This is a genomic window from Streptomyces sp. NPDC050508, assembly GCF_040655155.1.
Classification (GTDB): Bacteria; Actinomycetota; Actinomycetes; order Streptomycetales; family Streptomycetaceae; genus Streptomyces.
Genome location: NZ_JBFAJJ010000016.1, coordinates 214664 through 239612 on the forward strand (window position 1 = coordinate 214664; position 24949 = coordinate 239612).

The 24949-nt window shown below is 69.9% G+C and carries 25 protein-coding genes and 1 pseudogene; 19 read left to right on the top strand and 7 right to left on the bottom strand.

All coding sequences use genetic code 11. The annotated features are described in order from the left end of the window. The first annotated feature begins 82 nt into the window (after positions 1-82). The 10 genes and pseudogenes from AB0I69_RS36990 to AB0I69_RS37035 all read left to right on the top strand — a co-directional run bounded on the left by AB0I69_RS36990 (position 83) and on the right by AB0I69_RS37035 (position 8461). On the top strand, positions 83-910 hold the full coding sequence (locus tag AB0I69_RS36990) for a helix-turn-helix transcriptional regulator (protein ID WP_363100113.1): 828 nt from the start codon (positions 83-85) through the stop codon (positions 908-910). 280 nt (positions 911-1190) lie between these two features. Next, positions 1191-2141 (top strand): alpha/beta hydrolase, encoded by a 951-nt coding sequence (locus AB0I69_RS36995; protein ID WP_363100114.1) that lies wholly within the window; start codon positions 1191-1193, stop codon positions 2139-2141. A 49-nt stretch (positions 2142-2190) separates the two neighbouring features. After that, positions 2191-3094 (top strand): annotated as a pseudogene (locus AB0I69_RS37000) (alkene reductase); the annotation flags it as partial. 22 nt (positions 3095-3116) lie between these two features. After that, positions 3117-3647, top strand: coding sequence for an SRPBCC family protein (locus AB0I69_RS37005; RefSeq protein WP_363100115.1), 531 nt, complete (start codon positions 3117-3119; stop codon positions 3645-3647). A 310-nt stretch (positions 3648-3957) separates the two neighbouring features. Continuing rightward, positions 3958-4872: an NADP-dependent oxidoreductase gene (locus AB0I69_RS37010; protein ID WP_363100116.1), complete on the top strand. Its 915-nt coding sequence runs from the start codon at positions 3958-3960 to the stop codon at positions 4870-4872. A 199-nt stretch (positions 4873-5071) separates the two neighbouring features. After that, positions 5072-5539, top strand: a complete 468-nt coding sequence (locus tag AB0I69_RS37015) for a cupin domain-containing protein (protein ID WP_266527036.1) — start codon at positions 5072-5074, stop codon at positions 5537-5539. Between the two features lie 144 nt (positions 5540-5683). After that, the gene (locus AB0I69_RS37020; RefSeq protein WP_363100117.1) at positions 5684-6220 is read left to right on the top strand and encodes an LLM class flavin-dependent oxidoreductase; all 537 of its coding nucleotides are present in this window, start codon (positions 5684-5686) and stop codon (positions 6218-6220) included. Continuing rightward, positions 6208-6561 (top strand): hypothetical protein, encoded by a 354-nt coding sequence (locus AB0I69_RS37025; protein WP_363100118.1) that lies wholly within the window; start codon positions 6208-6210, stop codon positions 6559-6561. The genes AB0I69_RS37020 and AB0I69_RS37025 overlap by 13 nt, the downstream gene beginning before the upstream one ends. A gap of 193 nt (positions 6562-6754) precedes the next feature. After that, the gene (locus AB0I69_RS37030) at positions 6755-7708 is read left to right on the top strand and encodes an alpha/beta hydrolase (RefSeq protein WP_363100119.1); all 954 of its coding nucleotides are present in this window, start codon (positions 6755-6757) and stop codon (positions 7706-7708) included. Between the two features lie 276 nt (positions 7709-7984). Further along, positions 7985-8461, top strand: a complete 477-nt coding sequence (locus AB0I69_RS37035; RefSeq protein WP_363100120.1) for a DUF6884 domain-containing protein — start codon at positions 7985-7987, stop codon at positions 8459-8461. Between the two features lie 107 nt (positions 8462-8568). Here AB0I69_RS37035 and AB0I69_RS37040 read toward each other — a convergent pair whose 3' ends face one another. Then, complete coding sequence (locus AB0I69_RS37040; protein WP_363100121.1) at positions 8569-9261, bottom strand: DUF4232 domain-containing protein; 693 nt, start codon at positions 9259-9261, stop codon at positions 8569-8571. Positions 9262-9768: 507 nt separating this feature from the next. Here AB0I69_RS37040 and AB0I69_RS37045 point away from each other — a divergent pair. Further along, a complete protein-coding gene (locus AB0I69_RS37045) occupies positions 9769-10251 on the top strand; it encodes a hypothetical protein (protein WP_363100122.1) in 483 nt (160 codons plus the stop codon). A gap of 790 nt (positions 10252-11041) precedes the next feature. After that, positions 11042-11992 (top strand): RIO1 family regulatory kinase/ATPase, encoded by a 951-nt coding sequence (locus tag AB0I69_RS37050; RefSeq protein WP_363100123.1) that lies wholly within the window; start codon positions 11042-11044, stop codon positions 11990-11992. A gap of 86 nt (positions 11993-12078) precedes the next feature. Here the strand turns inward: AB0I69_RS37050 and AB0I69_RS37055 are convergent, their stop codons facing one another. The 4 genes from AB0I69_RS37055 to AB0I69_RS37070 all read right to left on the bottom strand — a co-directional run bounded on the left by AB0I69_RS37055 (position 12079) and on the right by AB0I69_RS37070 (position 15202). Then, positions 12079-12366 carry a hypothetical protein gene (locus AB0I69_RS37055; RefSeq protein ID WP_363100124.1) on the bottom strand — a complete coding sequence of 96 codons (288 nt, stop codon included), beginning with the start codon at positions 12364-12366 and terminating at the stop codon, positions 12079-12081. 273 nt (positions 12367-12639) lie between these two features. Next, positions 12640-13518, bottom strand: coding sequence for a S1 RNA-binding domain-containing protein (locus AB0I69_RS37060; RefSeq protein ID WP_363100125.1), 879 nt, complete (start codon positions 13516-13518; stop codon positions 12640-12642). A gap of 48 nt (positions 13519-13566) precedes the next feature. Then, positions 13567-14709 (bottom strand): TDT family transporter, encoded by a 1143-nt coding sequence (locus tag AB0I69_RS37065; protein ID WP_363100126.1) that lies wholly within the window; start codon positions 14707-14709, stop codon positions 13567-13569. 61 nt (positions 14710-14770) lie between these two features. Continuing rightward, a complete protein-coding gene (locus AB0I69_RS37070) occupies positions 14771-15202 on the bottom strand; it encodes a hypothetical protein (protein ID WP_363100127.1) in 432 nt (143 codons plus the stop codon). 192 nt (positions 15203-15394) lie between these two features. Between AB0I69_RS37070 and AB0I69_RS37075 the strand changes: the two genes are divergently transcribed. Genes AB0I69_RS37075 through AB0I69_RS37085 form a run of 3 tightly spaced genes read left to right on the top strand, consistent with a single transcriptional unit; the run spans position 15395 to position 16491 of the window. Continuing rightward, positions 15395-15763, top strand: coding sequence for an NUDIX hydrolase (locus tag AB0I69_RS37075; protein WP_363100128.1), 369 nt, complete (start codon positions 15395-15397; stop codon positions 15761-15763). Between the two features lie 45 nt (positions 15764-15808). Then, positions 15809-16108, top strand: a complete 300-nt coding sequence (locus tag AB0I69_RS37080; protein WP_363100129.1) for a DUF1778 domain-containing protein — start codon at positions 15809-15811, stop codon at positions 16106-16108. After that, complete coding sequence (locus tag AB0I69_RS37085) at positions 16105-16491, top strand: fic family toxin-antitoxin system, toxin component (protein ID WP_363100130.1); 387 nt, start codon at positions 16105-16107, stop codon at positions 16489-16491. Before AB0I69_RS37080 ends, AB0I69_RS37085 begins: the two co-directional genes overlap by 4 nt. Positions 16492-16512: 21 nt before the next feature. Here AB0I69_RS37085 and AB0I69_RS37090 read toward each other — a convergent pair whose 3' ends face one another. Next, the gene (locus tag AB0I69_RS37090; RefSeq protein WP_363100131.1) at positions 16513-16944 is read right to left on the bottom strand and encodes a MarR family transcriptional regulator; all 432 of its coding nucleotides are present in this window, start codon (positions 16942-16944) and stop codon (positions 16513-16515) included. Positions 16945-17125: 181 nt separating this feature from the next. Between AB0I69_RS37090 and AB0I69_RS37095 the strand changes: the two genes are divergently transcribed. After that, complete coding sequence (locus tag AB0I69_RS37095) at positions 17126-18541, top strand: DHA2 family efflux MFS transporter permease subunit (protein ID WP_363100152.1); 1416 nt, start codon at positions 17126-17128, stop codon at positions 18539-18541. Positions 18542-18565: 24 nt separating this feature from the next. On the opposite strand, the gene AB0I69_RS37100 is transcribed toward AB0I69_RS37095, so the two are convergent. Then, on the bottom strand, positions 18566-19810 hold the full coding sequence (locus AB0I69_RS37100) for an FAD-dependent monooxygenase (protein ID WP_363100153.1): 1245 nt from the start codon (positions 19808-19810) through the stop codon (positions 18566-18568). Between the two features lie 296 nt (positions 19811-20106). Between AB0I69_RS37100 and AB0I69_RS37105 the strand changes: the two genes are divergently transcribed. The 3 genes from AB0I69_RS37105 to AB0I69_RS37115 are packed head-to-tail and all read left to right on the top strand — an operon-like array spanning position 20107 to position 24939. Next, positions 20107-21306: an acyl-CoA dehydrogenase family protein gene (locus AB0I69_RS37105; RefSeq protein WP_363100132.1), complete on the top strand. Its 1200-nt coding sequence runs from the start codon at positions 20107-20109 to the stop codon at positions 21304-21306. A 27-nt stretch (positions 21307-21333) separates the two neighbouring features. After that, complete coding sequence (locus tag AB0I69_RS37110) at positions 21334-22116, top strand: SDR family NAD(P)-dependent oxidoreductase (protein WP_363100133.1); 783 nt, start codon at positions 21334-21336, stop codon at positions 22114-22116. 45 nt (positions 22117-22161) lie between these two features. Continuing rightward, positions 22162-24939 (top strand): AAA family ATPase, encoded by a 2778-nt coding sequence (locus AB0I69_RS37115; protein WP_363100134.1) that lies wholly within the window; start codon positions 22162-22164, stop codon positions 24937-24939. Positions 24940-24949: the final 10 nt, after the last annotated feature.

A 24949-nucleotide genomic window follows, 5' to 3' on the forward strand; every position in this document is an offset into this window, starting at 1 on the left:
AACTTGTCCGCGGTTAAAGTCGGCCTTCATCTAATTTTCGGTTCGCGCCAGGATGGGTGTGTCGAACAGGGGAGGTCGGACGATGGACCGGGCGTTGCTGGCGGATTTTCTTCGCGCGCGTCGTGAGGTGTTGCAGCCGGAGGATGTCGGGCTTCCTCGTGGGCAGCGGCGCCGCACCGGTGGGTTGCGGCGCGAGGAGGTGGCGGCGCTGGCCGGTATGTCGGCCGACTACTACAGCCGGATCGAGCAGCAGCGTGGTCCGGCTCCCTCCGAGCGGATGCTCGTCGCGCTGGCCCGGGCGTTGCGGCTCAACCTGAACGAGCGCGACCACCTCTTCACCCTCGGCGGGATCGCGGCGCCCCGGCGGATCGTGCGTGATGACCATGTGGGTCCCACGATGATGCGGATCGTCGCCGGCCTCTCGGACGTGCCCGCCATCGTGCTGTCACGGTTCGGTGAGGCGCTTTTGCAGACGCGTCCGGCGGTTGCGCTGCTCGGTGACTTCACCCGGTACTCGGGTCTGTCCCGGTACCTGGTCTACCGCTGGTTCACCGACGATCCGCAGGTCCGCGGCCTGTATCCGGTGGAGGACCATCCGCTGCGGGGCAGGGTGTTCGCCGCGGAGATCCGGGACGCCTACACGGCGGACCCCACGGGGAAGGCCGGTGAGATCGTCGCGGCCCTGCTTGAGGCCAGCCCCGAGTTCGCGGAGATCTGGCGGTTGCACGAGGTGGGGGTGACCCATCACCACGACCTCAAGCGTTACCTGCACCCCGAGCTGGGGGAACTGGAGCTCTACTCCGAGATGCTGATAGATCCCGAGCAGTGCCAGCAGCTGCTGGTCTTCACCGCCACGCCCGGCTCCCCGAGCCATCGCAAGCTCCAACTCCTGGCCGCTGTCGGTCCTTAGCGGCAGTCGCCGCCCTCTCACCCTGTAATGCCGCTTCGAAACCGGAGTGTCCTTCAGCCTCCTAACGCTTCAAAATTGAAGCACATCACGTGGAGCGAACGTTGAGGTCGCGCTGCCCGTCCCGGCGGTCGAGCCGGTGCGGGACTCCAGACGGCCAGGTCTCCTGAACCGTCCAACGGCGAACCCTTGCCAGCCGAACCCGGAAACTTCTGGGCCCGCTGATTCCACGAATGACCAGATCAGAACCAACCAACCAACCAACCAAGAAGGCGGGACAGCCATGCCACTCAGTTTCGACCCCGAGTTCACCCAGGTGTTCGCCGCCATGGCCGAGGCCATGGCGGGCGCCACCCTTCCGCCGGTCGGCGACGTCGCCGCGCGCCGCGCCATGTGGGAACCGATCATCGGTGCCGCCTCGGCGGCCCAGCCGGTCCCGGCCGACGTCACGACCACCGAGTACTACGCGACCGCCGACGACGGCACGAAGATCACCATGCGCTGGTACGCCAAGACAGGCGCCCCTACCGGTCCGGCCGCGCTGTTCTTCCACGGCGGCGGGTACATCTTCGGCCACATCGACCTGTTCGACGGCCCCGTTGCCCGCTACGTCTCCGCCAGCGGGGTGCCGATGCTGTCGGTCGAATACCGCCGGGCCCCCGAACACCCCTTCCCCACACCGGTCGAGGACGCGTACACCGCCCTGCGCTGGCTGCACCAGCACGCGGACGAGCTGGGTGTCGACCCCGCGCGGATCGGTGTGATGGGCGACAGTGCCGGAGGCGGACTGGCCGCGGCGCTGTCGATCCTCACCCGGGAACGCGGCGCCCCGGCGATCGCCCGGCAGATCCTGCTCATGCCGATGCTCGACGACCGCACCACCACGCCCGACCCGCACATCGAGCCCTACCTGCTGTGGTCCTACGACGACAGCCGCACCGCCTGGCCGGCCCTGCTCGGCGACGCCGCGGGCGGACCCGACGTACCCGCCACGGCCGCTCCGGCCCGCCTGGAGGACGCGAGCGGTCTGCCTCCCGCCTACATCGAGGTCGGCCAGCTCGACGTCTTCCGCGACGAGGACCTCGCCTACGCCCTCAAACTCAGCCGGGCCGGCGTACCCGTGGAGTTCCACCTCCACCCCGGTGTCCCGCACGAGTTCGACTCCATCGCCTTCACCACCGACGTCGCCCGCCGTGCCCTCGCCGACCGCGTACGCGCCCTCACCTCCCTCTAGCCCCTCCCCACCCGACTCTGATCACCCCTGAAGCAGAAGGCGCTCACCCATGACTGTCTGGACCCCCGTCACCGTCGGTGCCATGAAACTGCCGCACCGGCTCGTCATGGCGCCCATGAGCCGTGACCGCTCCCTGGCGGACGGCCTTCCCAGCGAGCTCAATGTCGAGTACTACCGGCAGCGGGCCTCCATGCCCCTGATCATCACCGAGGGCACCCAGCCGTCCGAAGACGGTCAGGGCTACCTCCTGACGCCGGGAATCCACACCGACGCGCACATCGCCGGCTGGCGACAGGTCACCGGCGCCGTCCACGCCGAGGGCGGACGCATCACGGTCCAGCTGATGCACGCCGGCCGTGTCTCCCACCCGGACAACACCCCGCACCACCGCACGCCCGTCGCCCCTCGGCCGTACAGCCCAAGGGCCTCATGTTCACCGCCACCGGCCTCCAGGAGATGCCCGTCCCCCGGGCCCTCACCGCCGACGAGATCGCCGGTGTGGTCGACGAGTTCCGCCGGCGGCGGCCGTCGCCGCCGGGTTCGACGGCGTGGAGATCCACGGCGGCAACGGCTACCTCGTCCACCAGTTCCTCTCCTCCTACGCCAACGAGCGCATCGACCGGTACGGCGGCTCCGTCGCCCACCGCATCCGCTTCGCCACCGAGGTGACGTCCGCGGGGGCCGCCGAGATCGGCGCCGACCGCACCGGCCTGCGCATCTCTCCCGGCAACCCCTACAAGGACAGCACCGAGCACGACATACACGACGTCTACCCGGCGCTGATCGTCAACCGCGGCGGCACCCCGCTCGACACCCGCTTCGCCGACCTCAACTCCGGTCTGGCCGACGCCCTCTCGGTCGGCGCCACGGCACTGGCCAACCCCGACCTGCCCCACCGCGTCCGCACGGGCGCTCCGCTCAACGAGCCCGACCCCGCCACCTTCTACGGCGGCGACCACCACGGAGAGCTGAACCATGACCACACTCCTCATCGGCCCAGCCGACAAGACCGTCACCATCACCGTCCAGCAGCGGACCCGCGCGGCACCCCAGGACGCCTTCCGCATCCTGGTGCCCATCGACCTCCCCACCGTCTTCCGCCCGGTGGCCCCGTTCCCCGGCATCAGCAGCGTGAAGAACCAGACCGAGGCCTGGGACCACGCGGGCCCGCGAAGAAACCCGCAGTTCGACGACGGCTCCCAGGCCGACGAAGAACTCACCGAGTACGTACCGGGCTCCAGCTTCGCCTACCAGCTGACCGGCTTCACCAACGTCCTCTCCCGCCTCGCGGCCGGCATCCGGGGCGAGTTCAACGTCAACCCCGACGGTGACGGCACACTCATCCGCTGGACCTACGAATTCAAGCCGCTGCCCGGCCGCCGCTGGATCCTCGCCGGTCCCTTCACCCCGCTCTGGCGCCGCTACATGGTGGCCGCCCTCGACCGGTGCGTCCACGTCATCGAAACAAAGGACAACAGCGCGCAGGTGCAGCTCCGGGCCGGGTGACGGCCCGAAGCAGCGGCACCAGAGTTCCGACCCGGTCGTTCCGGCCGAGCTGAACTCGTAGGAACCCGTCTTCGGGGCCGGCCTCCCACGGACTCCAGCCCCGACGATCAGCTCGGACACGAAGACTTCGCTCAGGCCGGAAGCTGCTGAACAGCCCTGGGCGCGGGCAGGCGGCCCGAAGTGCCACGGCTCCAGCCAGCGAACGAGCCCACCCAACAGATATGTGGCCAGCCATATGACTGGCGGCACGTTTAGGTATCCGGCCACCTCATTGGTTTCGCCGGATCAACTCATTGAAGGAGACACAGTTATGAAAGCCATCGTTTTCGACACGTTCGGCGGCACTGAGGTCCTGCACGAGGCGCAGACCGAGGTCCCCGAACCCGGCTCCGGCCAGGTCCGCGTGCGTGTACAGGCGGTCGGCGTCAACCCGGTGGACGGCAAGATCCGCTCCGGGACCATGGAAGCCATCTTCCCCACCACCCTGCCCGCCGTCCCCGGTGGTGAGATCGCCGGGATCGTCGACGCCGTCGGCGAGGGCGTCGACCATCTGAAGGTGGGCGACGAGGTGCTGGGCTGGTCCGACACCGGCGCCTACGCCCAGTACGCGCTCGCCACTGCGACCGTCCTCGCCCTCAAGCCGGCCGGTCTGGACTGGACGCACGCAGCCGCTCTGCCCGTGGCGAGCGACGGCGCCGACCGCGTCCTGGACCTGCTCGACGTCAAGGCCGGCGAGACCCTGCTCATCCACGGCGCGTCCGGCGCACTCGGCACCATCGCCGTCCAGCTCGCCGTCGCCCGCGGCGCACGCGTCATCGGCACCGCCGGCCCGGCCAACCAGGAGTACGTCACCTCACTTGGCGCCATCGCGCTGGTCTACGGGGACGGCTTGGTCGAGCGGGTCCGCGCGCTCGCCCCCCACGGTGTGGACGCGGTGCTCGACGCCGCGGGCAAGGGCGCGCTGGAGGACTCCATCACCCTGCGCGGCGGCACCGACCGGATCGTCACCACCGCCGACTTCCGCGCCCGCGAACTCGGCATCGTCTTCGCCGAAGGCCCGCAGCGCCGCTCGGCGGCCCGGCTGGCCGAACTCGCCCAGCAGGCCGCCGACGGCACACTGATGACCACGGTCGGCGCGACCTACCCGCTCACCGACGCGGCCAAGGCCCAGCAGGCCAGCGACGCCGGCCACAGCCGCGGAAAGCTCGTCCTCACCGTCGACTGACCTCCTCCCGCGGCGGCCGGTCCCCGCACCTGCGGGGCCAGCCCCGCACAGCCGCCTGCAACCAGCCGGTCATCTCCATCTCCGGTCAGTCCGTATCCACCGGGATTCGCCCCGGGGGGCGAATCCCGACCCCTTGCCCGCTCCGCAAGAGTCCGATTCCGCCCCGGCCTGAAGGCCGGAGTTTCCCTGGAGGTCTCCGATGACCATGGCCTATCTGGCGCAGCCCGAACAGCAGCAGAAGCTGGAATGGCTCGACGGGGGAACGTTCTCCGTGCTGCTCGACAAGGAAGCCACCGAGGGCAAGCTGACCGTGGGCCGCTTCGATGTCGCCAAGGGCGAAGCCCCGCCGTTCCACCTGCATACCCGCGAGGACGAGGTGTTCATGCTGATCAAGGGCACGGCCCTGGTGTGGTCCGGGGAGGAGGAACACGAGCTACGTGAAGGCGGGATTGTCTACCTGCCCCGCAACGTCCCGCACGGCTACCGCATCACCTCCGACCGCGCCGACCTTCTGATGATCGCCACGCCCGGCGGCATCGAGGGCATGTTCCGCCACGCCGGACGCGACCTCACCAGCCCGCGCCCCGACGGCTTCGAAATCCCCAAGTCCCTCCTGGCGGAGGCATCCGAACTCTACGGCGGCGTCATTCTCGGCCCGCCGCGCTGAACCGCTCACGGACCCAAGCGGTGCCGCCCCGGCTGCCGCCTGCTCTTGAAGGCGCTGCCTCCGGGACGACAGCGGCTCCGTTCCCTTCCGCACCTGCGACCACCGCCCGGCCGGCGTCGAGTACCGGTTGCTCAGGAGACCTTCATGCCACTGCCTGTCCTGTTCGGCGCGAACGTAGAGCCGAACGCTTTACCTGTCGGCCGCTCCAGTGAGCAGGCACTGCTCATCGACAGTCTCGGCCTCGGTCTTCTCACCATCCAGGACCACCCCTACCAAGAGGCGTTCGACGACACCTGGACACTGCTCACCTTCCTGGCCGCGCGGACGCGACATGTCACGCTCGTCCCGACGGTCAGCTCCCTGCCGTTGCGCCCGCCGGCGTTGCTGGCCAAGGCTGCGGCGACCTTGGACAGACTGAGCGGCTCCCGGGTCCAACTCGGCCTGGGCGCCCGCGCCTTCTGGGAAGCCATCGAGGCCATGGGCGGCTCCCGTCGCACGCCGAAGGAGGCCGTCGACGCACTTGAAGAGGCGATCACCGTCATCCGGGCGATGTGGAGTGGCGAGCACAGTGTGCGGACGCACGGCGCGCACTACTCGCTCGCCGACGTCCACCCGGGCCCGGCGCCGACCCCCGGTCTGGGACTGTGGCTGGGCTCGTACGGCCCCGCATGCTGGCCCTGACCGGTGCAAAAGCGGACGACTGGCTTCCCTCGCACGCCTACCTCGGACTCGACGCACTGCCCACGGCCGTCCGCCGCATCGACTACGCAGCTCTGACGGCGGGCCGCGACCCGGACATGATCCGCCGGGTCTACAACATCGCCGGTGTCATCCAACCGGAGTCGGCCGGCCCGTTCCAGGGGCCCGCCGCCCAGTGGACCGAGCACCTTGTCACCCTCGTGCGCACCGTCAAAATGAACGGTTTCGTCATCTGGCCCAAACGAGACCACGTCCAGCAGATTCGCGCGTTCGCCGCCGAAGTCGTACCCGCAGTCCGCGAAGCCCTCGCACCGGAGACGTGAACCTCCTAGTGCTCCCGGACCGGGCAGCATGCCTCGCACAGGGGTGGCCTCCCGCGGCGGGGACCGGAGCACGGACCCTCACGAGGGTCGGTGTCCCGCACGGCATCGGCCGTACCCGTCAGGTTCTTCCTTCCCAGAGCAGTGTCCTCCCCCCTCACCTCCCCCTCCGGCTTCGAGAACGCCCCACCCGACGATGCCAGCCTCACTGCCCCGCACCGAACGCACCGAAGCCTGCATCACGTTCACCGACCAGGTACCGGCCGGCTCGCCGCCCGACGGATTCGAAAGCATCACCGTCGCGGCAAACGGCACCCGGCTGCATGCCGTGGTCGGCGGGTCCGGTGAACCCGTACTTCTTCTGCACGGCAGGCCCCAGACATGGCGGGCCTGGCGGCACCCCATACCGGCCCTCGCCGCGCACGGATACCGCGTCGTCGCGCCCGACCTGCGTGGCACTGGTGCCTCCGACCGTCCCCCGAGCGGATACGACAAGGACACACAGGCGGAAGACATGCGTGAACTCCTCGCACAACTCGGCATCCACAGCGGCGTGCGCATCGTCGGGCACGACATCGGTGGCATGGTGGCCTTCGCCTACGCCCGCCGCCACCCCGAGGAGGTCGAACACCTTGTCCTCGTCGAACTCGCCCTGCCTGGCCTCGGTCTTGAACAGGCAATGGACGTGGCCTCTGGCGGTCTGCTCCACTTCGGCCTCTTCATGACCGAAGAACTGCCCGAGTTGCTCCCCGAAGGCCGGGAAAGCGACTTCCTCACCTGGTGGTTCGATCGGTTGTCCGCGGTACCCGGGACCTTCCCGCCGGAAGAGATCGCCACCGTCGCCTCCTCCTACCGCGGATACGAAGCACTGCGCGCCGGCTTCGCGCACTACCGCACACTCCTTGAGGACGGCCGCATCAACCGGACCTGGAACGAAACCGGAGGAACCCTCCCCATGCCCGTACTCGCCGTCGGCGGCGAGCACAGCACAGACACCCGACTCGCCGACAGTCTGAACACGGTCGCACAGGGGCTGACCGGTGCAGTGATTCCGGGCAGTGGCCACTTCGTGCCCGAGGAATGTCCCGACGCCTTCGCCCGCGAGCTTCTCCCCTTCTTGTCTGCCCTACCCCGGCCCGGGCGCACCTGAAGACACACGCGGCCGGGCCGCCGACGGGTTCGGGGAAAATCGCACCGAGCAGGTCGGCGCAATTCGTCGGTTGCTCACCTCAGATCGCCCACACCGGCGGCTCCCCAAATGAGATCCAGGACTGCACATGCGTGAAGTCCTGTGCCGGGCACGGAGGCGGCTTGCACGCTCCGGGGTCAGCGCCACGCCCACCCGGCCAACAACGGAACAGGCTTCGAGCCCTGCCCCGTCTACCCGAAGCACCCGGTGAGCTTTGATCGACGGTCGGCAACCCGTGTGCAAGGCCCTGTCATTCGGGGACTCGCGTACGGGTTCTCGTGGCGCGGCGTCCAGGATTCCTGGAACCCGCGCGCCTTCCCGTGCGGCAGCCGCAAACTGGACCGGCCCGCGCGGGCCGCGGACCTGTACATCGGTTCGTACCACCGCGCGTGCCGCAAGGGGGCCGACGCACTGCGCCCCGACCGGTTGTTGATTCTGTCCGCGCGGTACGGCCTGCTGGACCTCGACGACATCGTCGAGCCCTACGACATCCCGCACGATACGACGGACGCCGTGACAGCCCAACTCATCCTGGAACACGCGACGTTGCGTGACATCGTGCTCCTCGCCCCCGTCGTCGCCCTCGGCAGGGTACGACACGTCGGCCTCGTCCGCTCCGTCTGGCCGCACGCCCGCACGCCACTGGCCGGAACCCGCGGCATGGGTGAGCAGATGGCCCGCCTCGCAGCACTACGCAGGGGCCCCGTCCACTAAGCCCGTCGACCACGAACTCCGACACCCTCTTCGCGGTCACCACAGCAAAGTGACCAACCCTCCCCAACACGCCAGCGGCCCAAAAACCCGGGCCGCAGGCGTGCGGGTCAGCCTCCCTGCCCGGCGCTTCCGATCGGGCCGACCTTCACCGGGGAGCCGGAGCCGTCCGTGACGGGCAGCGTGGCGGCGCCCGGCCAGTTGAGGGTGACCGACTTCGTCTCGTTCGGCGGGGTCACCACCAGTCCGGTGATGCGGACGCCGGAGCCGCCCGACTTGTTGAACGGGTAGTTGATGGGGAAGGCGATCGACTTCCCGTTCTTGACGACGACCGAGACGGCCTGCTGACCGGTGCGCTTCGCGGACAGCGACCCCGCGTTGGTCTTCAGGTCGACGCCCGCGTACCCGTACATCGTGCAGTCCCGGCCGCCACGGTTCGTCAGCTCCACCACGACCGTGCCGTCGGGGTCGCCGTCGATGGTGTTGTCCTTCGCCGCGAACTCCAGCTCGTCGGTACGGCACTTGCCGAGCTTGGCATTTGCGTTGGAGCCGGTCCCTGCGGCCGTACCCGTGCCGCCGGAACTCGTCGCCCCGGAGTTCGTTGCGGTGCTCGACCCGGCGGAGTCCTTCGCGCCACCTTGCTCCGAACTGCCGCCTGAGGAAGACGCGTTGGACCCGGACGACGCGGTGGACCCGTTCGACGGTGCGCTCTTTCCCGTGCCGGCGTCGTTGTTCTGGCAGGCCGTGAGCGAGAGACCGGCGGCGACGGCCAAGGCGGCGAAGGTGAGCTTGTGAACGCGCATCGTTTCTTCCTCAGTATCGGTGGGCGGTGCCGGCCGCTCGGTACGGGTCGGTACGAGCGGGCGTTTCTGATCATCAAGAGCGGCCGGCCCGATCGACCGTTCCGCACAGCCACCGCATAAGACATTCCTGTTACACGGACAGCCAGCCGCAAACGCCCACCATCACCGGACACACCACGCCGGGACCCGCCCACGGCCAGCCGGGACGACGGTTCCTGTCACCGTCCCGAACTTGTGCGCGGCCACGGTCCGTTGGGACAGACTCGTAACCCGACGGATCACAACCGATCGACTGCCCTCCTCGTCCCTCCTCGTCCCGCCTCGCCTCGCCTCGCCTCGCCTCGCCTGCCACGATGCCCCAGGCCCGAACCCTCGGCCTCGTCATCCACGCCGAGGCGCGCCTGGGCGGTCACAGCACTGTCCCGGAGTGGTCATGTCTACGCTGACGGCGTGACATTGGTATGGGTGACGGGCAATTCAGGTGCTGGAAAGTCCACGGTCTGCGGGGTGTTGCGAGCGCGTGGCTACGTTGCGCTCGACGCCGACGAGGACGGCTTCAGCCGCTGGATCGACCGGGCCAAGGGCGAGGTTGTGGTGGATCCTCCGGATCCGGTTCCTCAGGGCTGGCTCGACCGATACGGGTGGGCGATCGTCCGTGAGCGGGTCGAGATCCTCGTCGAGGAGTCCCGTTTCCGGACCGCGTTCTTGTGTGGATCGGCGGAGAACGAGGCAGACGTCCGCGATCTTTTCGACCTCATCGTGTGCCTGGTGATCGACGAGAACACCCTCCGCCACCGGCTCGCGACCCGCACCACGAACACATTCGGTCAGCATCCCGAAGAGCTCGCAGCGGCCCTGAAGTGGAATCCTCGGATGCGAGCGATCTACGAAAGCCGCGGCGCGACGATCATCGACGCATCCAAGTCGGTGACCGAGGTGGCGGACAGCGTGATCGACGCGGCTCAGGGACTGACGGGGTCCACCCGATAAGTAGACGTAGTACTTCACCGCACCACTCCACACCTGACAGCCTGCCCGACTCTCACTGACCGCCTGCGACCACGCAGGCCCGAATCTGCCGGTGCCCGTCGGTATCCGCGCCGCCCTCGATGCAGAGGAGCGGACGTTGTCACTGCTCGAACCGGCAGTACGCCCGCGCGCGATGACGGGACCGGTCGGCTGAGCAACGTGGAACAGCGAGCCAACGGGCCTCGGTAGCCCAGAGACCGACTGCGGACGCCCCGGCCGAACCGGGAATGGTGCCGTACCAATGACGCAGTCCGCCGCCCCTCCCTCACCAGGTCGCCTGCGGAATGCGCTATGCGGCATAGGACTCCCGTCAGGTCGCCCGGTCTGTGCTCGTGAGGAGCAGGTTGCGGGTCCGCGGAGTGACTTGGCGGAGGTATCCACCTCGGTTCCGCGGAAGAACCAGCGGGCTAGCTGCGACTGCTGTCTGCGCGGGCTGAAGCCAGAGGAGCAGCGCAAGTCGATCCCCGCGACAGCCGCGGATCCAGGGCCGACGACGACCCCGCCAACGTCAGCCCGTGCAGGGCCAGGACGAGCCGTGCACGAAGGATCACGCAGGAAACCTGCGGTACCGCTACGACCGCTCGACGCGGGCCGACTTTATTCGGTTGCCGCTCCCGGTGTCCGCCCCGCACCATGGGCCGGACACCGGGAGCTGCCCGGTGCTCCACGAGAGGAGGCACGACTGTGACCACGACTGCCCTCGGCCTGCCCACAGACCGCCTCCCTCTCACCTCATGGAGCACCTCCAGCGATGTCTCGCGACGATCTCCCGCAGCACCCTCAGCGCCCTCAACACCCGTCATTTCCTGACGTCTTCACCACCGACCCCGACCGCCACGTCCCGCAGCCGGACGACCTGGGCGACGTAGACGACCGCTTCGTCTTCGAGTTCCGTGCCTACGACGACAACCTTGAGGACGGCCAGCGCTGGTCGACCTGGCTCAGCGTCGAACCCCTCAGCCGTGGCCCCGAGCCGCTCCCGGACTGGGTGGTGACCTCGCAGGGCGCGATCGACACCGAACTCGGCGTCCTCAAGACCGGCAAGGAGGCCGACGTCCACCTCGTCGAGCGCGCCGACCCTCTCGACCCCGCGGCCGGCGTGGTCATGGCGGCCAAGCGGTACCGCTCCCCCGAGCACCGGTCCTTCCACCGCGCCGCGTCCTACACCGAGGGCCGCTCGATGAAACGCTCACGCGACGAACGGGCCGTCAAGCGGAAGAGCACCTTCGGTCGGCAGGTCGCGGCCGGCGAGTGGGCGGTATCCGAGTGGGCCGCGCTGGTGCGGCTCTGGAACCTCGGGCTGCCGGTTCCCTATCCGGTCCAGATCGACGGCACCGAGATCCTGATGGAGTGGATCACCGTCGTCGACGAGGACGGCACCGTCGCGACCGCGCCCCGGCTCGCCCAGACCCGCCCCTCACCCGAGCTGCTGGCGGCGTACTTCGAGCAACTGACCGACGCGCTCGCGACGATGGTGCAGAACGGCCTGGTGCACGGGGACCTCTCGGCGTACAACATCCTGGCCGCGGGCGAGCGGCTGGTCATCATCGACCTCCCCCAGATCGTCGACCTGGTCGGCAACCTCAATGGGATGACCTTCCTCCAGCGCGACTGCGCCAACATCTGCGGCTGGTTCCGCTCGCGGGGCCTCGACGTCGACGAGCACGTGCTGTTCGCGGAGTTGATGGCGCACGCCTTCTGAACCGGCCGCTCGTAGCGCTCCGTCCGGTGTGAGTGGGTGTTGAACTCGTTCGCGCTGATCGGAAGCCGGGGGCGATGGCCGGTGGTTCAGGCGCCGGTGATGACGGCCGCCGGGCCGCGATCAGCCTGCGAAGTGGCCCAGTCCCAGGCCATGTTGAGTTGCCGGTAGTCGTGCTCGATGCGCCAGCGGATCCCTGCCGGGCGAACCAGTCCGGCGAGTGGCATGTCGGGGCCGGGAGGTGGGCCAGCCAATAGGTCGGTGGGATCAGCGGCGCCCGTCGGTCGCTCGGCGAGCAGCCACAGGTCCGGCAGCACCCAGTCCCAACTGCCGGTCTGTGCTTCGGCCGCGGCTTGGATCCGGCCGCGGCCCCCCACCCCGGCGGGCCGGAACCCCGGCTCGCGAAATGCGAGCGCAGCGGCCGTAGCGCCGCGCGGGCTTGCGGCCGTTGCCCGACCAGGGCGGGGCGTTCAGCACGGCCGCGGGCGGATCGACCCGCGCCGCCCATCCGGCATCAACTCGCGCAGACAGCAGTCGCCTTGGCCCGCCGGTCCTTCTGCGGAACCGATGCGGATACCTCCGCCATGAACTCCGCCATTAACTCGCCCACGAACTCCGCCACTCAGGCGTCACCGGAGGTCGGGTGCAACCTATCGTTGGGAGAGTGCCAGCCTGCGTCGTTCTCGGTCGATTTCTGTGACGACGACCGTGATCTCGTCGCCGACCTGAAGGACGTCCTCCGGAGTCTCGCCGGGCATCAGGGTGAGCTCTTGCAGATGGACCAGTCCTTCAATGCCGTCGGCGACCCGGACGAAGACGCCGAAAGGGATCATCTTGGTGACGTGTCCGCGCAGTGTCCGGCCCACCGCTATCCCTTCGACGAACGCCGCGAAGGGGTCCGGCTGCAGCGCTCTCAGGGACAGCCTTGCCTCGCCGTTCCAGTCGTCGAACTGGAGGAACTCGCAGGAGATGTGCTGCCCGACGCGAACGACGTCCGAAACCGCGTCGATGTGGCGCCACGACAGTTCGGGGATCGTGATGAATCCGACGCCGGGGAAGACCGGGTGGTCAGGGCCATCGTCCAGCGACACGAACACGCCGAACCGCTCGATCGCCGCGACTGTCCCGGAAAGAATCTCACCGCGGTGACGTGATGTCAGAAACGCCCAGAGTTCCGGATTCTCCGTGGCCGTCATCGACAGCCGCACTCGGCTCTCGTCCAGATCAACGGCCACCACCTCCGCGGTGATCCGCCGGCCGACCTTCACGGCCACAGCCGTCTTCCAACGCCAGGAGACGTCCGCCGGCCAGACAGTCCCCAGCGGATACGCGGAGAACCCGTCCAGGGTCACCGCCACTCCCCGAGACCGCGTGACCTCTGCGACGGTCCCGCTGCAGAGGTCTCCGACGTGGATCCCGGCCAGGAATTCCCGGGAAGCCCGATCGTCCGGCGTTGCCCCCATGCCGTCCAGCCTCTCATGGGGAGCCGTGACCCGGCCCTGAGATGACGTGGTGAGGCTCGCGTGCAAAGGGGGCGTCCACCCCAGCGGATGCCGTCTCTGGGGCGGGAGTTGGCGTTACGCCGGCGCGGGTACGCGTGAAGGGATCGTAGTCACGAGGTGGTGCAGGGAGCGACCGGCCACGATGAGCCAGGCCAGGACGAGCAGCACGTAGAACGCGACGGTGGGCCAGACGAACAGGTCCGAGCCGGTGCGCGCCGCGAGGGTGCTGGTGGCGGTCACGAGCGCGCCGAACGGGAAGATGAACGACCACCAGGTGGGCGCGAAGGGCAGCCCTGCGCGGATCGTCCGTGCGGTCAGGGCTGTGGCGAGCGCGAGCCACAGCAACGCGAAGCCCCACACCAGGATTCCGCCCAGCAGCGCGAAGACCTCGGTGCCTCGGGCGTAGAGCGCGGGCAGCGTGCTCGGTGCCGCCGCAGCCAGCGCGCCGAGCGCCGTCACCGCCTGGCCCAGCGCCCCCAGGCCGATCCACACCGTGGGCACCATCGCTCCGGTGGGTGCGTCGTGGTGCACGAGGCGGCCGTAGAGCATGGCCAGGACCAGTAGGGCTGCGACGAGGCCGAGGCCGAGCATCGCGTAGCAGGCGAGGAGCAGGGCGAGTCGTGGTTGTCCGGCCGGGGTGTGAGGGACGAGCAGGGGGCCGGTCGCGGCGGCGACCATGGGCGGCACCACCGGCATCAGCCAGCCGCCGAACGCCGCGTCCGGCGCGAAACGGTGGCGGGTGACCATCAGGTACGGCACCGTGCAAGCTGTGGCGAGGCCGAGTGCGGTACCCAGCGACCACAGCACCCGGTCCGCGGCCAGCGCCGCGTCGAGCCCGATGACCCGTCGGCCGAGGAGCAGCACCCCGGCGCCCACCGTGAGCAGTGCCATCGGGGGTGCGCCGAAGAACTGGGCCACGACCGGATCGGCCGCGTGCGACCGCAGCGCCCGCTGCCGGAGGTAGCTGACAGCCAGCAGGATCAGCAGCACTACGGCAGCCACCCAGACGACCGTGGCGGCGGTCCGTAGCCCGGGGAACTGCCGGGGCAGGCCGGCCGCCGCGTTGGCGACGATGCCGGTACCCATCACGGCCGCGAACCAACTGGGGGTGAGCAGCGCACGCGGCACCTTGGGGGTCGTTGGCGACAAGGCGCTGGCGGCCGAGGAGGAGATCATCGCCCCAACGTAGGTCGGGGTCAGGGGCGCGCTGTCTGCCATGTCCTGATGCAAGGGTGTCGTGGCAGATATCGAGTGGGCTCGTGTGAGTGGTGGAGTGTCGTTACGTCGTGAGTGACGGCCCTGCCGGGTCCGAAACCGCCGGTGCCGTCTCCAGGCTCAGGTCGTCACTGCCGCTCTGGAGGTCCGGAGCGTAGTAACTGGCCAAGCTGGTCCAGCTGTTGACCGTACTGTCGCCGATGTGGACCAGCTTCGCCTGTTCGTGCCAGGCGGCGAGGGCGGTGGCGAAGTCGGGGTCCAGTGCGGCGCGTACGGCCAGGGCCGTGCTCAGCGCGTGGGCCCGGGTTCCGTCACCGGGGGCCTGCTGCAGGCGGACCAGTTCGTCCTCGCCAGGTCCCGGAGCGCCCGCGCCCTCGTCGCCGCGGCGGAACGGTCGCCGTAGGAGAGTCGTGAGACCCGTCCACACCTGTCGTCCCGCCTCGCCGCCCGCACCACCGGCCAGCGATGCGAGCTGCCCTACCGACACCGGGTCCATCTGGCACCATCCTTGACGGGGCGTCACCCTTCCTGTCAGGGGGAACGCCTGGTGGGGTGTCCTGGTTCCCTCGGGTCACGAAGTGTCGGCGTGGAGTCGTACGAGCCCGCGTGAACCGATGTGTCCCGGGTAGGAAGGGGCTCGGACGTGGCCGGACCTCGGTCGCTCCTTGTGTGAAGGGACGGTTGGGACATGACGTTGGAGCAGGCCGCCGAGGACGTGGTGGACGCGGTCGTCGTGAACGACGGACGCCTGCTGCTGGTGGACGGGCAGGATGGTTGGAGCCTGCCGTCCGGTGTCCCCGAGGACGCCGAGACGGCGCAGGCCACCGCCGCGCGGGCGGTGTACGAGCTCACCGGTTATCTGGTGGACGGCTCAAGCCTTCTCGAATCCGAATCCGGAGGCGGGCCGGCCGTGGTGTGCCACCTGTTGAGCGAGGACCCGTCGGGGGAGGCTCGGCTCACGGCGGGGCAACTGCGCTGGGCACCGTTCGCGGAAGCCATCGCCGCGGGGCTGCCCGCACCCGTGCGCACCTACCTGGAGGGGCATACGCCCGTGTAGGAAACACCGGTCCCCACGCGTGGTACCACTGGTACCGTGGACGCCATGCCGAACACGCCGAAAGCCATGAACCTCCGCTTCCGAGACCCCCGGCAACGCGCGGCCATCGAGGCCGCCGCCAAGCAGGCCGGGGTCAGCCTGCAGGAGTACATCCTCTCGGCCGCCTACGCCCGTGCGACGGCCGTCGAAGAGCGGTTCCTGGAGGGCTTCAAGGAGTCCATGGCGCGCAGCGGCGCAGCTTTCGCGGCCGAGCCCGGCAGCGCCGATCCCAGCGCCGAGCAGCGGGCGGCCGAGGCGGACGCACTCCGTGAACTCGAACGCCGGGAGCAGGGGCACGCCGCGTGACCCAGCCCGAACCACCGCACGCGCTCGACGTCACCTTCCTGCTGCACGCCGCCGAACTGCTCGACCGCGACCCCCAGGTCGACGACTACGGCCCGCTCTACGCCGCTGCCGCCCGCGTCGACGCCCGCGCGATGGAGCGCGACATCTACGGTTCCCTCCATCTCAAGGCGGCTGCACTCCTGCAGACCTTGGCGAAGCTGCCGTGTCTGGAACACTCCAACGAGGCCTTCGCCTGGCACGCCACCGAGGCCTACCTGAGTCTCAACGAGCGCCGCCTCGACTACCCGCCCAAGGCAGCCGTGGCGCTCGTCCGTGACGCCGCTTCCGGGGAGCTGGGCCTCGCCCGGATCGCCCGCCAGTTGCGCGACTGGACCACCGCCTGAGCACGTGAGGTCTGCGGGATCCTAGGACGTCGCTTTCCGGATGCGCGCGAGCAGGGTCCGCAGGTGTGCGCGGTCCTCCGGGTCCAGTTCGGCCGTCGCCTCCGCGAGCGCGAGGCCGTCGACCTCTTCCGCCTCGCGGTGGCACTCCCGGCCCTTGTCGGTGAGGCGCAGCAGGAACGCGCGACGGTCGTGCGGGTGGCGTACGCGCTCCACCAGCCCGTCGCGTTCCAGGCTGTCGACGATACTGGTCGTGGTCCGTGCCGCGACGCCCGTCATCTCGCTCAAGTCCCGCATGCGCAGCGGCTGTTCGGCCCGCGCGAGCATGCGCAGGGCACGCAGTCGCGCGACCGAGGCCCCGTTGGCGCGCAGCCGGGTCTCGACGAACTGGCGCAGCTGGTGAGTGGTCTCGTAGAGCTCGTCGACCAGGACGTCGCTGCTGCCGTGCACTGTCATGGCGTTCCCCGTTCCGTGGTGAGGGCCGATTGTACGAGCCCCGGACGGCAACACTGAGCACTCACATAGTGAGTATGCTCAGCATGTGCTGCCGTTCCGACGCCTTCCCGTCCCCCGTGTCCTTCTTGTCCCCCGGATACCCCTCCGCCTCCGCCCCGGCCAGCGGCTGGTCGTCCCCGTCATGTGCGTCTGCGTGACGTTCATCGCGATCGTCGACGGAGCGATCACGACCGTGGCGCTCCCGTCGATCGCCCGCCAGTTCCAGCTGACGACGGCTGCCCTGGACGGGGTGGTCGTCGTCTACCCGGTCTGCCTGGCGATGGCCATCCCCGCCTCCGCCTGGCTGGTCGAACGGTTCGGCGCCAAGCGGGTGTTGCTCACCGCCCTCGGCGCGTTCCTCGGCTCGTCGCTGCTGTGCGGCGCCGCGGCCGACCTCGGTCAGCTCGTCGCCTCCCGCGCGGTGCAGGGTCTGTCCGCCGGACTGCTCTTCCCCGCCGCTTCCTCGCTGCTCTTCAGCACCTTCAACTCCTGGGAGCAGGTGCGGATTTCGCGGTACATGATCATCCCGCAGCAGATAGCCCCGGCCGCTGCCCCGATGCTCGGCGGACTGCTCGTGGACCACCTGTCCTGGCGTTGGGTGTTCTACGTCAACCTGCCGCTCGGCCTGCCCGCCGTCGTGTTCGGAGCGCTGTTCCTCGCCGCGCACCGCGGCCACCGGCCCGGCCGCTTCGACCTCACCGGGCTGCTGCTGAGCGCGGCGGCTCTGGGCAGCGTGATGTTCGGCGTTTCCGAGGGCCCCAACCGTGGCTGGTCCTCCCCTTCCGTGGTCGCCGCCCTCGTCCTGGGCGCGGTCCTGCTCACGGCCGCCATCGTCTTCGAACTGCGTGTCGCCGAGCCGCTGTTGAAGCTCCGGCTGTTCGCGGACCGGCTCTTCCGGGACACCAACCTGATCAATCTGGTGGGCCTGGTGCCGATCCTCGGCGCGATGTATCTCGGCCCGCTCTTCCTCCAGCAGGGGCAGGGTCGTTCCGCGCTGGAGTCCGGCACGAGCACCTTCCCCGAGGCCTTCGGCGTCCTGCTGACCGTCCAGATCGCCGGGGTCCTCTACTCCAGGGTCGGGCCCAGGATCATCATCGGCTGCGGCCTGGCCATGGTGAGCGCGGTCCTGCTGCTCCTCGCCACCTGCGACCAGGACACCGGCCTGTGGACCTTCCGCGCCTACATGTTCCTGCTCGGCATCGGCATGGGCGGCGTCTTCATGCCGACCACGGTGGCCTCGCTGGCGACCCTCTCCCGCAAGGACCTGGCCCAGGCCTCGACGCTCAACACGGTCGTACGGCAGACCGGTGGCGCCTTCGCACCGGCGGCGGTGACCACGGCCCTGGTCCTGAGCACGCCCACGGCGGCCGCAGCGAATCCGCCCGTCACCGCCTACCAGCACGCCTACTTGGCTCTGGCCGCCCTCGCGGCGGCGACCGCCGTCTTCGCCTTCACGATCCCCGACGGTCCGGCTCGCGCCGCCGCGCGCAGAACCACCGCGTCGGGCGGCGGGAACGCTCCGGCTCCGTCACGACGCCACCACGAGGAGGCGCACTGATCGACGTGGCGCCGACCGCGCCCCTCACGGACCAACCGGCGAAACCGACCAGGAATCGCGGGAGTTGAGTACGGCGGTCGTGCACCCGGCGAGCTGCTTGTACCCCTGGGAGACGGCCGTCGCCTGCTCCGCGGGCACCGGGCCGCCGATCTCCTCGGCCAGGGCGATGATCTTCTCCGGGCCCAACTCACGGTTGGCCAGAACCAATTGGTTCAGGGGTTCCCGGCGCAGGTTCTCGTACTGCTCCAGCGCCCGTACGGGATCGTCGTGTTGCGAGAGCGCCCAGGCCAGGACGCGTGCGTCGACGATCGACTGGGAGCCGCCGTTCATGCCCATGGGGTACATGGGATGGGCGGCGTCGCCGACCAGTGTCACCCGTCCGAAGCTCCAGCGCGGCAGCGGGTTCCGGTCCACCATCGGGTACTCGTAGACGTCGGTGGAGTTGCGGATCAGTTCGGGCAGGTCGACCCAGGGCAGATCCCACCCGGACAGCTCGGCCAGTACCTCGGCCGTCGGGATCGGACGGTTGGAGCGGTCCAATCCCTCGGGGGGCTCCGGCCGGCGGATCTCCAGCACCCAGTTCATCAGCGTGGGGCCGCCCTCGACCGCCGGGTCGTCGACGGGGTAGGCGACGAACTTGTCGCCGGGGCGTCCGCCGGCCACCACGATCGCCCGCCCGCCGAGTATGTGCGGGTACCGGCTCATGCCCCGCCACATCTGCACGCCGTTCCCGCGCGGGGCACCCTCACCGGGGTGGAGTTGGGCCCGCAGCCGGGAGTCGATGCCGTCGGCGCCGACCAGGACATCGGCCTCGATCACGACGGACGACCCGGTGTGTCGGTCCACGAAGTGCGCTGCCGCACCCGGTTCCTGGTGCTCGAAGCGTTCGAAGGCCATGCCGGTGCGGATCGCGTCGGGCCCGATGCGGGTGCGGACCGCGTCCAGCAGCAGCATCTGCAACTCGCCCCGGTGGACTGAGTACTGGGGCCATCGGTAGCCGGCCTTCAGGCCAAGAGGCTCCTCCCAGATCCGGCGCCCCTGACGATCGCAGTAGACCAGTCGCTCCGGCAGCAGCGCGATGGCGTCCAGCGCGTCGCCGAGCCCGAGTTCGGTGAGTTCGCGTACGGCGTGGGGAAGGAGGTTGATCCCGACTCCGACCGCGTGCAGTTCGCGGGCGGACTCGAAGACGAGCGGAGTCGTTCCCGCGGCATGCAGGCTCAGAGCGGTGACAAGACCGGCGACGCCGCCGCCCACCACGACGATCTTCACGTGTTCTCCCTTGTGTTCGGGGTCCGACGGCTGCCGGAACGCCGTTGCAAGCCGCATCACCGGAGTGTCCGCCGGTCGCCGTCCCCGGCGGACGTGGCACGGCCCGCCGTAGCAACTCGACCTGGACAGCGGCCAGTTCGGCGGGCGCGGCATGACCGGGGACCGGTATGGACGTCGCCATCAGCTTATCCGGAGGAATCACCTCCAGGTACGATGATGTTGTTGCACGGCGGCTTGATCCCGCCTGGCGCAGCGCTACCCCGTTGTGGATCAGACGCCAGAGAGGGAAACCCCCGATGACTCACTCGAACGACCGGGATCACTTATCGCGAAGTGTCAGCGAGGCCCAACTCGTCCAGGTGGCAAGGGAGATGGCGTCGGTCGTCGCGGCCCACGCCGAACAGACCGAGCAGCAGCGCACGTTGGCCGAGCCGAGCGCGAAGGCCCTGCGCGAGGCCGGGCTGTTCACCCTGGGCACACCGCGCCGCCACGACGGCCATGGCGCCGGTGTGCGTACCGCGGTCGACGTGTGTGCCGAGCTGGCCGCGGGGTGCGCGTCGAGTTCATGGCTCGTCGGTATCGCGTACGGGGCCGCGCTGTTCGCCTCTCAACTGCCCGACGCGGTCCGCACCGTGATCTGGACGTCGGCTCCCGATGCCCTGCTCTGCGGGGCCGCCAATCCGTCCGGTTCGGTCACGGCGGTGTCCGGGGGCCTCGAACTCAGCGGGCGGTGGCCGTGGATATCCGGCATCGATCTTGCGGACTGGGTGCTGTTGGGCATCGTCCGGGAGGACCGCGGCCGGCCGGAACGCGGGCTGGCCCTCGTCCCCGCGTCCACACTGACGGTGGCGGACACCTGGCACATGGCCGGCATGCGGGGCACCGGAAGCCGGACAGCGATGGCACAGCAACTCTTCGTCCCGGACGAGCGGTTCGTGTCGTTCGCGGAGATCGCCGAGGGGATCGGCAGCCGGCGCCATCCGGGCGAGCCCCGGGTCGTCTTCCCGCTGTCCATCAATCTGCCGCTGGTCGGCACCGGCATAGGCATCGCCCGCGGCGCGCTCGAATGCGTCGTCCGGGACCTCGCGGGCGGAAAGCGGTCCGTCTCCCCCCTTCATTCCCATACGGCGGAGGCGGCTCCTCACCAGCTGAACGTCGCCCAGGCCGCCACCTTGATCGACACCGCCAGACTGCACGTGCGGCGCGCGGCCGACGAGATCGACGAGGCCGCACGCGACGGACGGCGCCCCGACCTGGAGACCCGGGCACGGCTGAGGATGGACGGCAGCCACGCGATGCGCTGCGCCCGCGAAGCCGTCAGCCTCCTGCTCGACACGGCCGGGGCGAGCAGCTTCTCCGACGACTCACCGTTGCAGCGCGCCTGGCGCGACATCGGGACGGCCTCCCGCCACGCGGCACTGAGTGTCGAGACCAGCCGGGAGCTCTACGGCCGTGTCCTGCTCGGCCGGCCCCTCCCCCATACCGACGTCGTCTGATCCCAGCAACCAAGGAGACCCGGACCGGTGGGTGCACCCCGACCGTCAACAGGCCCGATCCGACCGACAGCAGAACGCAAGGTCGCCCTGGTCACCGGCGCCGCCCGTGGCATCGGTGCCGCCATCGCCACCGAACTGCACCGACGCGGCCTGCGGGTGGCACTGCTGGACCGGGACGACACCGGCGCCCGGGCCCTGGCCAAGACGCTGGATCCCGACGGGAGTTCCGCCATGGCGGTCCACGCCGACGTCGGCGACCCCGAGGAGACACAGCGCGCGGTGCGTGCCGTGGCGTCGGCGTGGAGCAGTCCCGATGTACTGGTCAACAACGCGGCGCGTACGGCGCCCGGTTCGGTGTGGGACGTCGAACTCGACGAGTGGGACGCCCTGATGGCCACCAACCTGCGCAGCGTCCTTGTCCTCACCCGGCTCTGCGCACCGGCGATGCGCGAGCGCGGCTGGGGCCGTGTCATCAACCTCGCGTCGCTGGCGGGGCAGCAGGGCGGACTGGTCGCCGGCCCGCACTACGCCGCGGCGAAAGCGGGTGTGCTGGTGCTGACCAAGGTCTTCGCACAGGAACTCGCTCCCCACGGCGTCACCGTCAACGCCGTGGCGCCCGCGGCCGTAGAGACACCCGTGATGGACGATCTTCCTGCCGAGGCGCTGCAGCGTGCGGCCGACCGTATTCCCGTGGGCCGGTTCGGGCGGCCCGAGGAGGTGGCCGCACTCGTGGGACATCTCGCAGGGGAGGACACCGGATACATCACCGGCGCCACCCTCGACGTCAACGGCGGTCTGTTCATGAGATGACGGCGAAGGTCAGGCGTAAAGTCCGAGGTCGGAAGGGAGAAGCGCATGGACGGGGACGGGCCTCCACTGTCGGGGCCGGCTGAACCGCTGGTCGGACGCGATCACGACCTCGGACTCGTCCGGGGATTCGTCGACGGGGCCATGGTGTCCGGCGGTGCGCTTCTGCTGTCCGGGGACGCCGGTCTCGGCAAGACGGTGTTGCTGGACGCCGCGGCCGAACGGGCTCACGGCGCGGGCATGCGTGTCGTGCGTGCCGCCGGCGTCGAGTTCGAGAGCACCATCACTTTCGCGGGCCTCCACCAGGTTCTTCAGCCGCTGCTGCCCGGGCTCGATCGGTTGACCGACCCGTACCGCACCGCCCTGAGTGTCGCGCTGGGCCTGGACAAGGGCGCACCGTCCGACCAGTTGCTGGTGTCGAACGCGGCACTGACCCTGCTCGTCCGGGCCGCCGCGGAGCGCCCGTTGCTGGTGATCGTCGACGATCTCCCGTGGCTGGACCGTGCCAGCGCCGTGGTGCTGGGCTTCGTGGCCCGCCGCCTGGCCGGCAGCCGGGTCGGCTTTCTCGGCGCGTACCGGTCAGGGGAAGGCAGCTTCTTCGAACGCGGCGGGGTCCCCCTTCACCACGTACAGCCTCTCGATACGACGGCTGCGGCGGCGTTGCTCCAGGCTCGTTCCCCTTCCCTGGCCCCGCGTGTGCGGGAGCGGCTGCTGACGGAGGCGCAGGGCAACCCCCTCGCACTGCTCGAACTGCCCGTCGCGCTCAGCGGCCCGCAGCGCTCCGGGACCGCGGTGCCCGAACTGCTGCCGTTGAGCAGCCGTCTCCAGGCCGTGTTCGCGTCCCGGGTCGAGTCGCTGCCCGCCGCGACCCGGCTGCTCCTTCTGTACGCGGTCCTGGACGGCACCGGTGATCTGTGCGTCCTCACATCGGCTTCTTCCGGGCGGACCGGCATGGAAGACCTGGCGCACGCGGAGCGGGCGGGACTCGTGGACGCGGCCACCGGGCGACTGGCGTTCCGCCATCCTCTGACCCGTTCCGCCGTCGTGGAACTCTCCACCAGCGAGCAGCGTCGCGAGGTGCATCGTGCCCTGGCGGAGTACCGGGCCGACCGGCCCGAGCGGCGCGCCTGGCACCTCGCCCATGCCACGGTCGAGCCCTCCGAGGACGTCGCGAGTCTGCTGGAGGAAGTGGCGCGCGACACCGTGCGGCGTGGTGACGCGGGCGGCGCGATCGCCGCGCTGCTGCGCGCCGCGGAGCTGAGTCCGCGCGGCTACGAGCGCAGTCGCCGGATCGCCGAGGCGGCCTATCTCGGCGCGGATCTGACCGGGGATCTGCGTGATGTGCCCCGGCTGCTCGAAGAGGCGCGCCTGGCCGACGGCGGGCGAGCGGGGCCACTGGTCGCCGCGGTCGCGGCGGCACACCACATCCTGCTCAGCGGTGAGGGCGACCTGGACACCGCCCACCGGCTGCTCGTGGGCGCGATCGACATGCAGCACCAGCCGTACGACGCCACCGATCCCACCATGATCGACGCGCTGTACACCCTCGCCTGGTTGTGCCAGAGCAGTCAGCGTACGGAGCTGTGGAAGCCGTTGCACCGGGCGCTCGGCCTGCTGAAACCGGAGGTCCCGGACCAACTCGCCCTGACCCTCAGCACGATGGCCGACCCGGCTCGGACGGCACCGCCCGCGCTCGGGAAGCTCGACGAGGTCATCGCCTCTCTCGACCAGGAGGCCGACCCGGTCCGCGTCATCCGGATCGCCATGACCTCCCTCTACGTGGACCGGCTCCCGGCGTGCAGGACGGCGCTGCGGCGCGTGCTCCGCGACGGACGGGACAACAGCTCGCTCACCGTGGAGATCCAGGGACTGGTGTATCTGGGCCGGGACCACTTCGCGGCCGGTGAGTGGGACGAGCTGCAGGCCCAGGCCGCACAGGGCCGGGATCTGGGGCGGGCCCACAGCTACCAACTGCTGACGACGGAGTTCCTGTACCAACGGGCGTTGGTCGCCGCCGCCCGCGGCGACGAGACCGCCACCCGGGCCCTGACGGACGAGATGACCCTGTGGGCGACACCGCGCGGTGTGGGTTCCTACCTGTCGTGCGCCTCGCACGCGAGGGCGCTGGCGGCGCTCGGCCGCGGCCGGTACGAGGACGCCTACCGGCACGCGTGCGCCATCAGCCGTGCGGGGGAGCTCGCCTCTCACGTCCCCCCGGCCCTGCTCGTCGTCATGGATCTCGTCGAGGCCGCGGTCAGAACGGGCCGGGCCTCGGAGGCGACGGCTCATGTCGCGGCGGCACACGAGGCCGGCATCGCCGCGATCTCGCCCCGCCTCGCCCTGCTCGTGAAGGCGTCGGCAGCCATCGCCGCCGCCGACCACGAAGCGATCGACCTGTTCGAGGAGGCGCTCGCCGTACCCGACACCGACCGCTGGCCCTTCGAGCTGGCCCGGGTCCGGCTCTCCTACGGCGAGCGCCTTCGCCGGGTGAAATCCACCACGGAGGCGCGCACCCAACTCGCCGACGCGATCGACACCTTCGAGAGACTCGGCGCCCGCCCCTGGACGGCCCGGGCGGGCAACGAGCTGCGGGCGACCGGCCTGTCCGTCGGAGCCGCCGGGGTCACCGGGCCGGCGTCACTGACGCCACAGCAACGCGAGATCGCCCTGCTGGCGGCGGCCGGCCTCACCAACAAACAGATCGCCGAACGCCTCTTCCTCTCCCCCCGCACCGTGGCCGCCCACATGCGCCAACTCTTCCCGAAGCTGGGCGTGGCCTCCCGCGCCGCACTGCGCGACGCGTTGGCGGACCTGCCTCCCGGCTAGGACGGCATCG

Excerpts from the sequence above, each read along its gene's own strand:
- AB0I69_RS36995 (WP_363100114.1), top strand. The coding sequence starts at position 1,191 with ATGCCACTCAGTTTCGACCCCGAGTTCACCCAGGTGTTCGCCGCCATG.
- AB0I69_RS37015 (WP_266527036.1), top strand. The coding sequence starts at position 5,072 with ATGACCATGGCCTATCTGGCGCAGCCCGAACAGCAGCAGAAGCTGGAA.
- AB0I69_RS37065 (WP_363100126.1), bottom strand. The coding sequence starts at position 14,709 with ATGGCAGACAGCGCGCCCCTGACCCCGACCTACGTTGGGGCGATGATC.
- AB0I69_RS37080 (WP_363100129.1), top strand. The coding sequence starts at position 15,809 with ATGCCGAACACGCCGAAAGCCATGAACCTCCGCTTCCGAGACCCCCGG.
- AB0I69_RS37005 (WP_363100115.1), top strand. The coding sequence starts at position 3,117 with ATGACCACACTCCTCATCGGCCCAGCCGACAAGACCGTCACCATCACC.
- AB0I69_RS37030 (WP_363100119.1), top strand. The coding sequence starts at position 6,755 with ATGCCAGCCTCACTGCCCCGCACCGAACGCACCGAAGCCTGCATCACG.
- AB0I69_RS36990 (WP_363100113.1), top strand. The coding sequence starts at position 83 with ATGGACCGGGCGTTGCTGGCGGATTTTCTTCGCGCGCGTCGTGAGGTG.
- AB0I69_RS37050 (WP_363100123.1), top strand. The coding sequence starts at position 11,042 with ATGTCTCGCGACGATCTCCCGCAGCACCCTCAGCGCCCTCAACACCCG.
- AB0I69_RS37040 (WP_363100121.1), bottom strand. The coding sequence starts at position 9,261 with ATGCGCGTTCACAAGCTCACCTTCGCCGCCTTGGCCGTCGCCGCCGGT.
- AB0I69_RS37075 (WP_363100128.1), top strand. The coding sequence starts at position 15,395 with ATGACGTTGGAGCAGGCCGCCGAGGACGTGGTGGACGCGGTCGTCGTG.
- AB0I69_RS37090 (WP_363100131.1), bottom strand. The coding sequence starts at position 16,944 with ATGACAGTGCACGGCAGCAGCGACGTCCTGGTCGACGAGCTCTACGAG.
- AB0I69_RS37115 (WP_363100134.1), top strand. The coding sequence starts at position 22,162 with ATGGACGGGGACGGGCCTCCACTGTCGGGGCCGGCTGAACCGCTGGTC.
- AB0I69_RS37010 (WP_363100116.1), top strand. The coding sequence starts at position 3,958 with ATGAAAGCCATCGTTTTCGACACGTTCGGCGGCACTGAGGTCCTGCAC.
- AB0I69_RS37095 (WP_363100152.1), top strand. The coding sequence starts at position 17,126 with ATGTGCGTCTGCGTGACGTTCATCGCGATCGTCGACGGAGCGATCACG.
- AB0I69_RS37070 (WP_363100127.1), bottom strand. The coding sequence starts at position 15,202 with ATGGACCCGGTGTCGGTAGGGCAGCTCGCATCGCTGGCCGGTGGTGCG.
- AB0I69_RS37025 (WP_363100118.1), top strand. The coding sequence starts at position 6,208 with ATGCTGGCCCTGACCGGTGCAAAAGCGGACGACTGGCTTCCCTCGCAC.
- AB0I69_RS37105 (WP_363100132.1), top strand. The coding sequence starts at position 20,107 with ATGACTCACTCGAACGACCGGGATCACTTATCGCGAAGTGTCAGCGAG.
- AB0I69_RS37020 (WP_363100117.1), top strand. The coding sequence starts at position 5,684 with ATGCCACTGCCTGTCCTGTTCGGCGCGAACGTAGAGCCGAACGCTTTA.